The 14,207-nt window shown below is 64.9% G+C and carries 16 protein-coding genes; 6 read left to right on the top strand and 10 right to left on the bottom strand.

Features of this window, described 5'->3' with window-relative positions:
• Nucleotides 1-5: 5 nt before the first annotated feature.
• A complete protein-coding gene (locus tag AB4074_RS05415) occupies nt 6-1,295 on the top strand; it encodes an RNA polymerase sigma factor (protein WP_441412437.1) in 1,290 nt (429 codons plus the stop codon).
• On the opposite strand, the gene AB4074_RS05410 is transcribed toward AB4074_RS05415, so the two are convergent.
• The 4 genes from AB4074_RS05410 to hxlB all read right to left on the bottom strand — a co-directional run bounded on the left by AB4074_RS05410 (nt 1,237) and on the right by hxlB (nt 3,857).
• On the bottom strand, nt 1,237-2,022 hold the full coding sequence (locus AB4074_RS05410) for a glycerophosphodiester phosphodiesterase family protein (protein ID WP_441412436.1): 786 nt from the start codon (nt 2,020-2,022) through the stop codon (nt 1,237-1,239). The genes AB4074_RS05415 and AB4074_RS05410 overlap by 59 nt on opposite strands.
• Before the next feature lie 38 nt (nt 2,023-2,060).
• On the bottom strand, nt 2,061-2,330 hold the full coding sequence (locus tag AB4074_RS05405; RefSeq protein WP_441412435.1) for a hypothetical protein: 270 nt from the start codon (nt 2,328-2,330) through the stop codon (nt 2,061-2,063).
• Between the two features lie 217 nt (nt 2,331-2,547).
• On the bottom strand, nt 2,548-3,171 hold the full coding sequence (gene hxlA / locus AB4074_RS05400; RefSeq protein ID WP_078107016.1) for a 3-hexulose-6-phosphate synthase: 624 nt from the start codon (nt 3,169-3,171) through the stop codon (nt 2,548-2,550).
• A gap of 50 nt (nt 3,172-3,221) precedes the next feature.
• Nucleotides 3,222-3,857 (bottom strand): 6-phospho-3-hexuloisomerase, encoded by a 636-nt coding sequence (gene hxlB / locus AB4074_RS05395; protein WP_441412434.1) that lies wholly within the window; start codon nt 3,855-3,857, stop codon nt 3,222-3,224.
• A 139-nt stretch (nt 3,858-3,996) separates the two neighbouring features.
• On the opposite strand from hxlB, the gene AB4074_RS05390 reads away from it, so the two are divergent.
• The gene (locus AB4074_RS05390; protein WP_441412433.1) at nt 3,997-5,271 is read left to right on the top strand and encodes a LuxR C-terminal-related transcriptional regulator; all 1,275 of its coding nucleotides are present in this window, start codon (nt 3,997-3,999) and stop codon (nt 5,269-5,271) included.
• Nucleotides 5,272-5,319: 48 nt separating this feature from the next.
• Here AB4074_RS05390 and AB4074_RS05385 read toward each other — a convergent pair whose 3' ends face one another.
• The 4 genes from AB4074_RS05385 to AB4074_RS05370 form a co-directional block, all read right to left on the bottom strand.
• Nucleotides 5,320-6,129: an HAD family hydrolase gene (locus AB4074_RS05385; RefSeq protein ID WP_441412432.1), complete on the bottom strand. Its 810-nt coding sequence runs from the start codon at nt 6,127-6,129 to the stop codon at nt 5,320-5,322.
• Nucleotides 6,130-6,174: 45 nt separating this feature from the next.
• Entirely contained in the window at nt 6,175-6,699 is a 525-nt protein-coding gene (locus AB4074_RS05380; RefSeq protein ID WP_441412431.1) for a YbhB/YbcL family Raf kinase inhibitor-like protein, read from the bottom strand.
• The gene (locus AB4074_RS05375; RefSeq protein ID WP_441412430.1) at nt 6,696-7,664 is read right to left on the bottom strand and encodes a carbohydrate kinase family protein; all 969 of its coding nucleotides are present in this window, start codon (nt 7,662-7,664) and stop codon (nt 6,696-6,698) included. Before AB4074_RS05375 ends, AB4074_RS05380 begins: the two co-directional genes overlap by 4 nt.
• Nucleotides 7,665-7,732: 68 nt before the next feature.
• Nucleotides 7,733-8,542 (bottom strand): alpha/beta hydrolase, encoded by an 810-nt coding sequence (locus AB4074_RS05370; RefSeq protein ID WP_284982821.1) that lies wholly within the window; start codon nt 8,540-8,542, stop codon nt 7,733-7,735.
• Nucleotides 8,543-8,713: 171 nt separating this feature from the next.
• Between AB4074_RS05370 and AB4074_RS05365 the strand changes: the two genes are divergently transcribed.
• The 4 genes from AB4074_RS05365 to AB4074_RS05350 all read left to right on the top strand — a co-directional run bounded on the left by AB4074_RS05365 (nt 8,714) and on the right by AB4074_RS05350 (nt 12,812).
• Nucleotides 8,714-8,998 carry a hypothetical protein gene (locus AB4074_RS05365; RefSeq protein WP_441412429.1) on the top strand — a complete coding sequence of 95 codons (285 nt, stop codon included), beginning with the start codon at nt 8,714-8,716 and terminating at the stop codon, nt 8,996-8,998.
• Nucleotides 8,999-9,052: 54 nt separating this feature from the next.
• Complete coding sequence (locus tag AB4074_RS05360; protein WP_441412428.1) at nt 9,053-10,156, top strand: GTP pyrophosphokinase; 1,104 nt, start codon at nt 9,053-9,055, stop codon at nt 10,154-10,156.
• Nucleotides 10,157-10,162: 6 nt separating this feature from the next.
• Nucleotides 10,163-11,662, top strand: a complete 1,500-nt coding sequence (locus AB4074_RS05355; protein ID WP_441412427.1) for a SulP family inorganic anion transporter — start codon at nt 10,163-10,165, stop codon at nt 11,660-11,662.
• 163 nt (nt 11,663-11,825) lie between these two features.
• On the top strand, nt 11,826-12,812 hold the full coding sequence (locus AB4074_RS05350) for a bile acid:sodium symporter family protein (RefSeq protein WP_441412426.1): 987 nt from the start codon (nt 11,826-11,828) through the stop codon (nt 12,810-12,812).
• A 3-nt stretch (nt 12,813-12,815) separates the two neighbouring features.
• Here AB4074_RS05350 and AB4074_RS05345 read toward each other — a convergent pair whose 3' ends face one another.
• On the bottom strand, nt 12,816-13,436 hold the full coding sequence (locus AB4074_RS05345; RefSeq protein ID WP_441412425.1) for a LacI family DNA-binding transcriptional regulator: 621 nt from the start codon (nt 13,434-13,436) through the stop codon (nt 12,816-12,818).
• Nucleotides 13,437-13,439: 3 nt separating this feature from the next.
• Nucleotides 13,440-14,174, bottom strand: coding sequence for a LysR family transcriptional regulator substrate-binding protein (locus tag AB4074_RS05340; RefSeq protein WP_441412463.1), 735 nt, complete (start codon nt 14,172-14,174; stop codon nt 13,440-13,442).
• Between the last annotated feature and the right edge of the window lie 33 nt (nt 14,175-14,207).

Here is a 14,207-nt window from a genome sequence, read left to right as displayed (position 1 = left end):
TCCCCATGGTCCATATTCAGGAGATCGGACAAATATTCCGCGAAGAGTATGGACGCTCCGTGGCTGTCCTGGTCCGCGTTTTGGGCAGCATCGACGCCGCCGAAGACGCTGTCCAGGACGCCTTCGCCGAGGCCGTAGCGCGCTGGCCCGACGCCGGGCTGCCGCCAAGCCCGGCCGGCTGGATCATCACCACCGCCCGCAACCGCGCCATCGACCGGCTCCGCCGCGAGGCCTCCGGCAGGGAGAAACTCGCCCAGGCTGCCCTCCTGCACGACGATGAACCCCGCGATGAAAGCAGCGATGAACCCGAAGGAATCGAGGTGGACGCCGTGCAAGACGACCAGCTTCGCCTGATCTTTACGTGTTGCCACCCCGCCATCAACCGGACCGCGCAAGTGGCCCTGACGCTCAAGCTCCTGGGCGGGCTCAGCACCGCCGAAATCGCCCACGCTTTCCTGGTCCCCGAGCCAACCATGGCCCAGCGGCTGGTGCGGGCAAAAGGAAAGATCCGCGACGCCCATATCCCCTACCGGGTACCGAGTGGCGCCGAGCTCCCGGAACGGCTGAAGTCGGTGCTTACCGTGGTCTACCTTGTCTTCAACGAGGGTTACACCGCGAGCTCGGGCGCGGGGCTGGTGCGCGAAGGCCTCTGCCACGAGGCCATACGCCTCGGCCGGCTCATCATGGAACTCATGCCTGATGAGCCCGAAGCCAAAGGGCTCCTGGCCCTCATGCTTCTTCTTAATGCCCGCCGCGCGGCCCGGACGACTCCCGACGGCGGCCTGGTGCTCCTCGCGGACCAGGACCGCAGCCACTGGGACTCCGATTTAATAGCCGAAGGGCTGTTGTTGGTGCGGCAATGCCTGAAGAGGAACCAGCCCGGACCGTACCAATTGCAAGCTGCCATCAACGCGGTGCACAGCGATGCCTCAGAGCCAGCGGAAACGGACTGGCGCCAAATCCTCACGCTCTACGAACAACTCCTGGCCATGGAGCCGACGCCGGTGGTCGCCTTGAACAGGGCCATTGCCCTCGCGGAGGTGGAAGGATCCGCCGCGGGGCTTGCCGCCGTCGACGTCCTTGAACTAGGCAACTACTACCTGTTCCACGCCGTGCGGGCGGATCTCCTGAGGCGCTTGGGCCGTGATGATGAAGCTGTCGCCGCCTACCGGGCAGCGCGGGAGCGCACCGATAACGACGCCGAGCGGGACTTCCTGGCGGCACGCGCCCGGGCGCTCACCACCACTGGCCCCGGCGCTGCAGGACCGACTTCAGACGATCCGCACGGTCGGTGACCAGGCCGTCCACGCCCATCTCCAGCAGCCTGGCCATCTCGGCGGAATCGTTGACTGTCCACACGTGAACCTGCAGGCCAAGCCGATGCGCGCGCCGCAGGAAACCGGGCGTCACTACCGTCAGGGGGCCGTAGCGGACCGGCACCTGGAGGGCATCGACGTCGTGCAGGATCTTCCGCAGCCAGCGCTCCGGAAGAAGCGGTCCCAAAAGAGTAAAGGCGGCGTTGCAGGCGATTCCAGCTGAAGACGCCGTGCGGCGGCGGAGCAGCCGCAGGACCGTCCGACGACGTCGATCGGAGAAGCTCGCGATCAGCACCCGGTCATGGGCATTGAGTTGGTCGATGACTGCGGCGAGGGGTTTGACGGTGTGCCAATCCTTGACGTCGACGTTCAGCCGCGCCTCGGGGAATTCCGTCAGGACGTCTGCCAATTGGGGAATTGCTTCGCGGCCGCCAATCCGGGCCTTGGCAATCTCCGCAGCGCTAAGACTGGAGATGGGGCCGTGGGAGTCTGTGACGCGGTCCAAGGTGTCGTCGTGGAAAAGGAGCACCACACCGTCGGCGGTGGTGCGGGCATCGGTTTCAAGGTGCGTGAAGCCAAGCTCAAGCGCGGTCGTGAATGCCGCGCCCGAGTTCTCAAGGCCGTCCGGTGAAAATCCGCGGTGCGCGAAGGCAAGCGGAGCGGATAGTCCGTCCGGGCGGCTGAAGAAGGGCAAATGCGGGCTCACACGGGTAGCGTAACCCTGCGGTGCCTCCCGCGAGCCCGTCAGGATTCCTGCGGAACGATCTCCACGCCGTCGCCGCAGTGCACCAGCGTACGGCCGCGGCCGCCGTCGAGGGTTACCCAGACCACGCTGTGGTCGCTCGACACGGCGTCCACCTGGCCCGGGTTCTCAAACCCCGGCGCAAGCTTGACCCTCACGCGGTCTCCGCGGCGCAACTGCTTCCAATGTTCGGCCGGCACTGCGCGGCGAACTGGGGCCTCGGGCCACCCCGTCGTCTTTCTCTTGGCCATCATGTCCCCTGTGATCGGCATCGAATACGACAAGAGACTACGGGGAGTAGTTGAACGGCAGTTGGACTGAAGCTGTGTAATGGGTGAGCGCTCCCAACTAGTCCCCACCGCCGCCCTCGCCTCGCAAGCTCGGCCAGGGAACCCTGGCGGCGTGGGCCCACGCATTTGTTGTCGTTTAGAGGCCTGAAAACGACATTAACTGTTAGCTAGTTGGGAGCGCCCGGCCGGAAAGTGGGCCTTAGATGATGGCGGCGCGGAGTTGCTTCGCGGCCAGCGCGGGGTCGTCTGCGCCGTAGATGGAACCACCGACGACGGCGACATCCGCTCCGGCGCGCTGGACGGCTCCGATGGTGGACAGGTTCACGCCACCAGCCACGGAGAACGGCACGCGGGCTTCCTCCCCGGCGCTCAGCAGGACATCCAGGTTGTAGCCCGGCTTTGCCTGCTCGTCCAAGCCGGCGTGGAACTCGATGAACTTGGCGCCGAGTGCCCGGGCTTCCTTGGCACGGCTTACTTTGTCCGCCACGCCAATCAGATCCACCACGATGCCCTTGTTGTGGGCCTTGGCGGCCTTGACTGCACCCGCGATAGTGGAGTCGTCCGCGCCGCCAAGCACGGAGACGAGGTCTGCGCCAGCCTTGAAGGCGATGTCGGCTTCGAGTTCACCGGCATCCATGGTCTTGAGGTCGGCGAACACGATCTTGTCCGGGTGGGCTTCCTTGATGGCGGTCACGGCGGACAGGCCCTCGCTTTTCACGAGCGGGGTGCCGAGTTCGATGATGTCCACGTATTCGGCCACTTTGCCCGCGATCTCGAGGGCGGCTTCGGTGGTGAGGACGTCGATGGCGACTTGCAGCTTCATGGGGATCTCTTTCCGTGGTTTGTTGTGGTGTCGGTGGGGGAAATCAGGGTCTATTCGAGGTTGGCGTGGCGGAGCCAGAGTTCCTCGGCCGGGGTTGCGTCGTTGTCCCACAGGGCCTGGAAGACGGCTTCGGAAACGAGGAAGAGGACCTGCTCGAACAGGCTGCCGGAGTACTGACGCGAGAGCGTGGAGCCGTGGTCAGTCTTCTGCGCCGCCGGAATGATGACGACGACGTCGGCCACTTCCGCGAGCGGGGACGTCGCGTTCGTGGTGTAAACGGCGATCCTGGCGCCGGCTTTCGAGGCCGTCTCGGCAGCTCGCACGACGCCGGAGGTCGTCCCGGAGCCCGACGCGAGCAGGAGGAGGTCACCCGAGCGGATGGCCGGCGTCGTGGTGTCCCCCGCGATGTGCACGTCGAATCCGAGGTGCATCAGACGCATCGCAGCCATGCGTAGGACAAGGCCGCTGCGGCCGGCCCCTGCAACAAAGATCCGGCCGGCGGCCGAGTTCCCGGCGGCCTGGACTTCCGTGGCGAGGCGGGACAGCTGCCCCAGGTCCACTTCAGCGGCTGTTTCCGCGATCTCGCTGCCCACGAGGGCCAAGCTCATGTCGATGTCCTGCGCGCCTCGAGCCGGGACGCGATCTTGCTCCGAAGCGGCGTGGAACGTCTCTGCGGTGGTGGTCATGCGGTACCTCCTGCTCAGGTGAATGCTCCGTTTGAATCAATCGTTCAGGATTGAACGGATAGGCGTAACGCTGAGCTTGGGCAGTCTTAGCTATCCGTATGGGTAGTAGGCGCGAGACGAGAGGCGCTACAGTGGCGGGATGACTCCAAGCACGTGGACGCTCCTGGAGGCGGTCGCTGAGCTGGCCAACGCACCGCTCACGAGCATCGCCGAGCGGCTCCGTGAAGCAACACTTCCGTACGTGGGCAGCAGCGCGCTGGTCATCTTCACCGAGGATTGCACCGGCCGCCCCCAGAAGAAGGCCGGGGCGGAGAGGATCATCAGCCGCGTCTCCATTCCGGAGCTGGATCAATTGCGGGCCCGGGTCACGGAAGGTGAGGCGTGGCAGGGAGAGGCGACGATCGCGGGAGGCCAGCGGCCAGTTCTTGCACTCACGTCGGAGACCAAAGCATTGCTGACCCTGACTGAGCCCGTCCTGCCCGAAGAACCTTTGGACCGTGAGTCGGCGCTGCGGATGCTTGGCTACCTATGGCAACTGACGGCGCGGCGCATCCAGGAGAAGGTTGCGGACGCGCCGCCCTCGTACCTCTTGGAATCCCGGGCGGCGTCCGCCGAGCGGCTCCGCGTCACTGCCGAACTCGTGGACAGGCATTCGACCACGCTGGAGACGATGTTGGCGGCGCTACGCTCAAGCTCCCTCGACGACGCCGCGGCCCGCAAGGCCGTCACGGACCTGGCCGCGACCTCGCTCGTCAATCTGCGGACCTTGAGCGACCGCACATCGGATCTTGTGGAAGAGCCTGTGGCCACCGCGTTTGAAAGGCTACGGGAGGACCTGCGGCCACTCATGCACTTCAGCGGGCTCGACATCCAGTTCATCGAGCCGCCGGCCAACGGCCGCGCCTTGCCCGGCGAAGTCGCGCACGCTGCCCGCGCGGTCGTGCGGGGTCTGGTACTGGCCATCGTGGAGCAGCCCGCCGTGAGGCGTGTCCGGGTGCAGTGGGACTGCGACGGCGTGAACCTCCTGATCAATGTGCGCGATGACGGCCTGGGTGAACTGACTGCGGATTCGCCCAACATCGCCCGGCTCAACAACAGGGTGGCAGCACTGGACGGCCGCATGAACATCGAGGTCATGGCCGGCTGGGGAGCAGACATGCAGGTGACCCTGCCCCTGGACCCACCATCAGCCCCCGTGGGCGATATTGGTGGATGGGGCTTGGGCGAGCGCGAAATAGAAGTTCTTCAACTGTTGGCGGCCGGACAGCGCAACCGGGGCATCTCCGCCAAGCTGCACATCAGCGAAAACACGGTTAAATTCCATGCCAGGAATATCTTCAGGAAACTCGGAGTGGGCTCACGAACAGAGGCCATTGCCCTGGCGCACAGCCACGGGCTACGGGCGCCGAACTAACGGCCGGTACAGGGCGGCCCGATACAGGGCGGCCCGATACAGGGCTGACTATACCCGGAGGGAAGCGAGCTTTGCTTCGAGGATCTGGGCCACGCCGTCGTCGTCGAAATGGGGGGCTTGCTGGCCTGCAGCGCTGATCGCCTCAGGATGGCCGCTCGCCATGGCGTAACCGTCGCCCGCCCAGCGCAGCATCTCCACGTCGTTGGGCATGTCACCGAAAGCCACCACTTCAGCGGCCTCGATGCCCCGGGATGCCGCATATTCGGCGAGTGTGACGGCTTTGTTGATACCGGGCGCCGACATTTCCAGGAGCGCGGTCCGCGGCGCCGAGTGGGTGGTTTCCACGAGATGCGCGACGGCGGGCTGCACCTTTGCGAGGAAATCATCCGGGGTACCGCTGCGCGTCACGGCAAGGAACTTGACCACCGCGTCGTCCGCGGAGAGCGTTTCGTCCAACCATGCGGGGGTGAACTCGGCCAGGAGCTCGCTGGTCTCGTTTTCGATGAACCCGGGCTCGAGATGGAATCCCGTGAGTGTTTCGGCCGCGAACAGTGCGTCGGGCCGGAGCTGCTTGATGATCCGGCGGGCCTCCAGCACGGACTCGATGCTCAAGGCATTGGCCGATAACAGCTTGTCCGCCTCAAGGTCCCACACCACGGCCCCGTTCGAACAGATAACGATGCCGCTGTGCCCGATTTGCTCGCGGAGGGGGTAGAGCCAGCGCGGCGGCCGCCCTGTCACGAACACCACCTCGATGCCCGCGTCGCGGCAGGCATGGAATGCGCGGATGGTGCGGCTGCTGATCTTGCCGTCATGGCCGAGGATGGTGCCGTCAATGTCACTTGCTACGAGCCGCATTATGTCAGTCTACGTGGGACGGTCGACGGCGAGTTTGCCCCAAAGCTAGCGCCGCTCGAAGTTGCCCGTGATGACGGCCCGGCCCAGCGTGTGGGCTGCCAGCTTGCGGACGAGCGCTTCCGTGGAGGCACCGGCGTCGAGGCCCAGCCCTTCGACGTCGACGGCGTGCACGGCCACGATGTACCGGTGTGGGCCATGCCCAGGCGGAGGCGCCGCACCCAGGTAACCGGGGAACCCGGCATCGTTCTTTAGTTGAAACGCGCCCGCGGGCAAGTGTGAACTGCCCTGAACGCCGGCGCCTGCCGGCAAGGAGTTCGTCCTGGCGGGGATGTTGACCATGGCCCAGTGCCAGTAGCCGCCCGCCCTGGGGGCGTCGGGGTCGAAGACGGTGACGACGTAACCCTTGGTGCCCTCAGGGGCTCCGCTCCAGCTCAACTGCGGGGATTCGTCCTTGCCGCCCGCCACGCCGAAGCGCTTGCTGGTCTGGGCCGGACTGAGTGCGTCGCCGTCCTTCAGCGAGCCGCTGGTGACATCGAAGGATGGGACATGTGGAAGGTCGGCGTAGCTCATGGCTGCCTTTCGACGCTTGCCTTCGGCTCCGGGACGCCTAGGACGTTGAGTTCGGCACGGGTCGGCGGGTTCGCGCCCGGCCTGGAAACCGTGATTGCCGCGGCGCGGGCCGCATGGTTGAGGATCCCTTCAAGCACTTCGGCGGGCATGGCGTGCAGCTCTTCCCGGTTTTGGGCCCCTGCCAGTCCGCGGTCAACGATCCCCGAGAGCAGCGCGGCCATGAAGGAATCGCCCGCGCCCACGGTATCCGCGACCTCTACCTTCGGGGCGTCCACCTGGGCCTCGCCCGCGGCCGTGACGCCCCACGGGCCATCTGCGCCTCGCGTGACGACCACGACGGCAGGTCCCCCACTGCCGCCGAGGCGGAGCCAGCGCCGGGCAGATTCCAAGACGTCGACGCCGGGGTAGAGCCACTCGAGGTCCTCGTCGGATGCCTTGACCACGTCTGCAAGCGCCACGAAACGCTCCACTTGGGCCCGCGCATAGTCGCGATCCTTGATGATGCTGGGCCGGCAGTTGGGATCGAAGCTGACGGTCGCGTTCGGATGGGCATGCTCGACGGCGGCAAGGACTTCCGCTGCGCCCGGCTCCAACATGGTGGCAATGGAGCCCGTGTGCAGGAGCGATGTCCCTTGAAGCATGAAGGGGAGGCGCGCGGCGATTCCGGGAAGCTCCCAGGCGAGGTCGAAGGTGTAGCTGGCAGCGCCGTCGTCGTCGATCAGGGCGGTGGCCACGCTGGTGGGACTATCGTCGGGCGGCAGCGGAACCATGACGGAACTGGAGCGAAGATGGGCCGCGATCGATTCCCCGTAGGCGTCTTTGCCGAAGCGGCCAATGAACTGGACTGCGTGGTCCAGCCTGGCCAGGCCCACGGCGACGTTGAGCGGACTTCCGCCCACGTGGGCGTCGACTCCCGAGGAACGCTGGACGACATCAACCAGCGCTTCACCTATGACTGTCAGCATGGGACAACTCTGCCACGCGGATGTGGTGCGCGTCTCGCGATGACAGCCGGTGACTTTGTCGCAAACGGTCACACCAGCAGCCGCTGCACCAACTCCCGGCACTTCTTGTACGCAACGGCCCTGGGGTCGATCAGGTCGAAATGGTCGCCGGGCACTTTGAGGAACTGGGCCGCGCCCCCGGAAGCCGTGGCTGCGGCAACATAAGCCTCGGACTGGCTGCACGGGACATCCTCGTCCGATGCGGCGTGGACCGCGAAGACCGGAACGGCGATAGGCAGCGACCTCATGGGGTCGGCATAGATATGCCGTTTGGGGTATCTCACCGAGTCGCCACCCATGAGGTTGTCGACGGCGCCGTTGCTCAGGTTGAGCCGCTCGGCGTCGGCAAGGTTCAGCAGACCGGATTGACTCACGACGCCGGTCAGCCGCACTGCCGCGCCGTTGTCATGCCGGTGGAGCTGCCGGTCGGCGTCCGGGGCGCCGATCTTGGAGAGCTTTTCCCGCCCGGCTGCCCAGACCGCGAGATGGCCGCCTGCGGAGTGTCCCAGCGCCACCACTTTGTTCAGATTGAGTTCATGCTTGCCGGCGATCTCGCCCAGATGGTCGATCCCGTCGAGGACATCTTCGAAGGTATGCGGCCAGCCGCCACCGTTTCCTGCCCTCCGGTATTCAAGGTTCCAGGCGGCTATTCCATGCGCAGCGAGGTCCCTGGCAATCGGCTCACCGAGTTCCGCGCCGTACTGGGAGCGCCAATAGCCTCCGTGGATCACCACTACCACTCCGTCGGGTCGAGTGCGGTGTGGCTGCAGCGAATCTGGTACGAACAGCTCGCCCCATTGGCTGGAGTGCTGACCGTAGTAGTACTTGTGCCGCTTCATCGTGTCCTCCTTTGTGCCGAGCCTATCGCGGAGGAGCGCCGCGGAGGGGGAGCAATGGTCTGAGGGTCAACGCGGAGCCTTCCTGAAGCCACTGCCCGAGCGCACCCTCAGGGGTGGAGCGCTACCCTCGCTCCATTCCCGTATCTTTCGGGAACGCTTCTTTACCCGGAGGTGATTTCAATAATCCGTCGTATCTCCGCGTCGGTTCATGTGGCATTGATTTTGAGCGTGCTGGCTGTGGCTTCGCGGGCTTCGGCGGCAAACCCGCCTGGAACTGGAAAGCCCAATCAGTCCTGTCAATCGCTCGAACCGAACACGCCCGGCAACGCCGCCAATAGCCTCGGCTCGCCCTTCAACGAGCCGGGTATCAACAGCATCAACGGCGGCGTGGGAGGACAGCATTACTCCCCCACTTCCCAATACGACGTCGCCTGCTTCCAGGTGTCGCACCGGTAACGCCAGCGGGTCCGGCTCCGCTTCACTGTCGTCCCTCCACCGTAAGCTGGAGGCATGGCTAGCAATTGGGACAGCTTGGATCCTCAGCTGCGCGAATCAGTACAGGCGAACGTGGAGCTTTACGAACGCGTCCGTCCTGCCCTGAAACTCGTCACCCGCGACGTCCTGTTGACCCTGCGGGACATGCTCAAGAACAGTGAGTCCGTGCCCCTCTTCGTCACGGGACGCACCAAGACGGTCGAATCTTTCCGGGAGAAGATTTCCCGCACCGAGGTGCCCCTGGAGGGGGGGCCACGGGTGCTGAAGTTCCCGGACCCGTTCCGGACCCTGAACGACATGGTGGGGCTGCGCGTCATCACCAAGCTTCCGGCCGAGAACGCCGCGGTTGCCAACTTGATCAAGCGCCAGCGCCAGCTTTTCGATTGCCGCGGCGACCTTGAGAAGGACATCGGCTCCATCGAGTCCGGCACCTACGGATATTCGAGCCGACACCTTATCCTCCGTACCATCCAGAACGAGTCCGTGAAGGCGTACCAGCAGGTCTTCAATCCGGACATTCCGCCGAACGGCAGCTACTTCTTCGAATGTCAGATCCGTACGGTCTTTGCGCACGCCTGGAGCGAAATAGAACACGACATCCGCTTCAAGGCCGAGGATCCGCGCGCTTGGACGCCGCATTTCGACCGCCAGTTCACCGCCACAGCGGCAATGCTGGAAACCGTCGAGAGCGCCTTCGCCGACCTCCACGAACGCTACGAGGAAGTCCGCGGCTATTGGGATCTCGATGGTGAAGGTTCCATGCCCCTCACGCCCAACCGTGTGCGGGACGTTTGGCGGACGCTGCTTCCGCATGTTGACCGTAAAGTTGATGACGACTGGGGTTGGGCCGCGGAGCTTCTTGCGGCCCACGGACTGAACAAGACCGTGGAACTCGCCGGGCTCCTCAGCGCCAACCGGATCACCGAGGTCCGCAAAGCCCTGGACCACCGTTACTCCCCCGGACCGGACCGCCTCCTGGATGACCTCCTGCTGTGGCAGTACGGCACTGAACACATCGACCTCACCGCTGAGGCGACCGACGTCGTCCCCCACCCCCGGAGGGACAGCCTCCAGCGGCGTCTCAAGCAGATTGAGCGGTACCGCCTGACCAACAGCTAAGGACCCATGACACCCGAGCAGCTCCAGTCCCTCCGTTTCACCCTGCGCTCGCCCCGCAGGCTCAAGACGGAAGCATTGGCCGGCTTGGTGGTGGCGCTCGCGCTCATTCCAGAGGCCATCGCATTCTCCGTAATCGCCGGCGTGGATCCACGGATCGGGCTCTTCGCGTCCTTCACGATGGGTGTCACCACCGCGATCGTGGGTGGCCGTCCGGCCATGATTTCCGCGGCCACCGGCGCCGTCGCACTCGTCATTGCCCCGGTCATGAAGGATCACGGGCTCAACTACTTGATTGCCACGGTCATCCTGGCCGGGGTCTTCCAAATCGTCCTGGCGGTTCTGGGTGTCACTCGACTCATGCGCTTCATTCCTCGTTCGGTGATGATCGGATTCGTGAATGCCTTGGCCATTCTGGTGTTTATGGCCCAGTTGCCCGAGCTGATCGGCGTTCCCTGGATGGTCTACCCGATTGTGGCCGTGGGGTTGCTGATCGTCTTCGGTTTGCCCAGAATCACGACGGCGGTGCCCGCGCCATTGGTGGCGGTCGTCGCCCTCACCATCGTCACGGGGCTGGCCGGAATCCGCGTCCCCACTGTCCAGGACAAGGGCGAACTCCCCAACAGCCTTCCCGGATTCTTCCTGCCCAATGTGCCTTTGACCTGGGAAACCTTCCAGACCATTGCCCCGTTCGCTTTGTCCATGGCGCTGGTGGGCCTCCTGGAGTCTCTCTTGACGGCCAAGCTCGTGGATGACATCACGGATACCCGCTCCAACAAGACCCGGGTCTCATGGGGCCAAGGCATTGCCAACATCGTCACCGGTTTCCTGGGTGGCTTGGGCGGCTGCGCCGTGATTGGCCAGACCATGATCAACGTGAAGGGTTCGGGTGCCCGCAGCCGGCTGTCGACGTTCTTGGCCGGCGCGTTCCTTCTGGTGCTGGTGGTAGTCCTCGGGGACGTAGTGGGCATGATTCCCATGGCCGCTTTGGTGGCCGTGATGATCTTCGTTTCCCTCATCACCTTTGACTGGCATTCGATCCGGCCGGCAACGCTCAAGCGACTCCCGAAGTCCGAGACCGGCGTCATGCTCGTGACCGTGGCTGTGGTGGTGGCGACGCACAACCTGGCCATCGGAGTTGGGGCCGGCGTGCTCACGGCCATGGTGCTGTTTGCCCGCCGAGTGGCCCACTTCGCCACGGTCGAGCGGAGCGAACTCGAGCTCAACGGCCGGACCGTGGCGAGCTACGCGGTGGATGGCGAGTTGTTCTTCGCTTCCTCCAACGACCTCTACACACAGTTCGACTACGCGAAGGATTCCTCGGAGGGAATCGACCACGTGGTCATCGACCTGCACGCTTCGCACATTTGGGATGCCTCCACGGTTGCCGTACTTGATTCCGTTACCGAGAAATACCGCAAGCACGGCCGGGAGGTGGAGCTGATTGGCCTCAACGCGGCGAGCATCCGGATGCGCGAACGGCTGGCAGGCAAGCTCAACGCAAACTAACGTCCCCGCACCCCCAACTGGCTCGCATTTGTTGTCGTTTTGAGCCGCCAAAACGACAACAACTGCGAGGTAGTTGGGCCGCGAAACGACGGTCATCTGACATATTCGCCCGATCCGGGTCACGGATTGGGCGCATGTCCGATCACGATGCCACGATAGACAGATGCTTGAGGCAACAACCAACCCCGTCGAAACCCCTGTCCTGAATCCGGCACTGGCCGCGGAAGCCAAAATCGCCAGGATCGCGGTCACGGTCTTTCCCCTCCTCGTAGTACTTGCCGGCGTGGCCGGTTTCCTGCTTCCTGATGCCTTCAAGCCGCTGGCCCCAAGCGTGCCATTCCTGCTGGGCATCATCATGTTCTGCATGGGCCTCACCCTGACGCCTCCGGATTTCGCCTCGGTGGCCAAGCGCCCTTGGGCCGTAGTTTTGGGCATCGTGGCCCACTACGTCATCATGCCGGGTGCCGGTTGGCTGATCGCCGTCGCGCTCAACCTGGAACCCCAGCTGGCCGTGGGCCTGATCCTGGTGGGCTGTGCTCCGTCAGGCACGGCCTCCAACGTGATGGCTTTCCTGGCCAAGGGCGACGTTGCCCTGTCCGTGGCCGTCGCCTCGGTTTCCACCCTCATTGCCCCGATCGTGACCCCTCTGTTGGTGTTCTTTCTCGCGGGATCATTCCTGAACATCGATGCCGGCTCCATGGTCCTGGACATCCTCAAGACAGTCCTCCTCCCGGTCATCGGGGGCCTGGCGGCTCGCCTCTTCCTCAAGAAGCTCGTCGGCAAGGTACTGCCGGCACTCCCCTGGGCATCCGCCGTCGTGATCTCAGTGATCGTCGCCGTGGTGGTGGCGGGCAGCGCCAGCAAGATCGCTGCCGCAGGCGGCATCGTGTTCCTCGCCGTGGTGCTCCACAATGGCTTCGGCCTTGGCCTCGGGTATCTGGCGGGCAAGCTGGGCCGCCTCGATGACAAGGCACGCCGGGCCCTTGCCTTCGAGGTAGGCATGCAGAATTCCGGTCTTGCCGCCACTCTCGCGACCGCGCACTTCACGCCGCTGGCAGCGTTGCCGTCGGCCGTGTTCTCGCTGTGGCACAACGTTTCCGGCGCCATCGTCGCTGCCTGGCTGGCCCGGAAGCCGCTCACGGAGAACTGACGGCTACGGAGTCTTGAACTCCCAAGGCGCGGCCTTGATGGTTCCCGCGCCAATGGTGCGGCCGGCGAGCCGATCCAGAAGCAGGGTGATGGCGCCTTCGAGGGCTTCCGGTTCCGGAGTCCCACCCGCGGATCCCGGTGCCAGGACATCGAATCCGGCAGGCTGCATGGTGTCCGAAATGATGACTTGAGCTACTCCGCGCCGGGCCAGCTCGCCCACCGTGAGGTCAAGAACGGTCCCGGGCTGAAGAGCCCCGATGATGACGCCGTCGGCACCGCCGGAGAGCATGAACCGCCGCCACCCTTCGCCGATGAGGATCACGGGCTGGTAGCCGTGCTGGGGCAAAATGCGTGCAGCGGCCGTCGCCAAGGCCCGGTCCCACGGCCATTCCAGGTCGCCGATGGCAATCGCCACGAGGTCGGTCTTGCCGCGGCGCATTCCGCGGGCCGCCTGGTTCGGTACGTAACCCAGTTCCTTGGCCGCGGCCTGGACACGCTCTTGTGTTGCTTCGCTGATCCGGGTGGTCCCACCAAGCCGTCCGGACAAGACGTAGGACACCGTGGTGAGGGAAACGCCTGCGCTCTTGGCGACGTCCCGGATGGTCGGCTTCGCTCCAAGTCCCATCGCCTACCGCTTTCCTTTCTTGCGGGAGCCCTTGCCCCGGCCCTTGTCGGGGTTCGGCGCATAGCGCTGAGCCACCGCCGGCTTTTTGGCGCCGGTGCCGCGCCGGTCCGGCTTCGGTGCCTTCTTGGGCTTCTCTTGCTGGGCCGAAGGCTGCCGCGAGCTCTGCGCGGTCCGGCCACGGACAATGCCAATGAATTCCTCGATGACCTCGCTGGTGGAGTCGCTCGGCCAGGCAAGGGCGATCTGCGTCCCCTCGGCCCCGGTCAGGCGCCGCGCCACCGTGTCCTTGACGTTGAAATGCCGGGCCACGGACATCGGCAGGATCACGAGACCGGCACCCGAGGCCACCACCTGCATGGCCATCTCCGGCCCGCCCATCCCGGCGACATCCAGGAAGTTCTCCTCCACGAGGTCCTCCAGCGCCACCTCTTCGAACACTGAGATTTCGTGACCCTTCGGGGCCACCACCACTGGCTGCTCTTCGTAGAGCGGAATGACGTGGAGCCCATCGCGATCAACGGGCAAGCGCACAAAGCTGAGATCCGCGGAACCATCGCGCAGAACCTCCAGCTGCGCACCGTCGTCGGACATGAACGAGTGCAGCGGAACATCGGGCATGCGCTCTTCCCAGCGCCGGATCCATTTCCCGGGCGTCACGCCGGCAACGTAAGCGAAAGTCAGCCCCTCGGGAGCGCTTGTTTCAGCTTCGGAGGCGTCGGGGGCACCGACGGCGGGCAGGGATTCTTGATCGGATGGCACCAGTTCACAGTA

The sequence above is a fragment of the Arthrobacter sp. 2MCAF14 genome (assembly GCF_052115645.1).
Classification (GTDB): domain Bacteria; phylum Actinomycetota; class Actinomycetes; order Actinomycetales; family Micrococcaceae; genus Arthrobacter.
The sequence above is the reverse complement of the archived record's forward strand: the minus strand, read 5'-3'. Positions and strand labels throughout refer to the sequence as shown.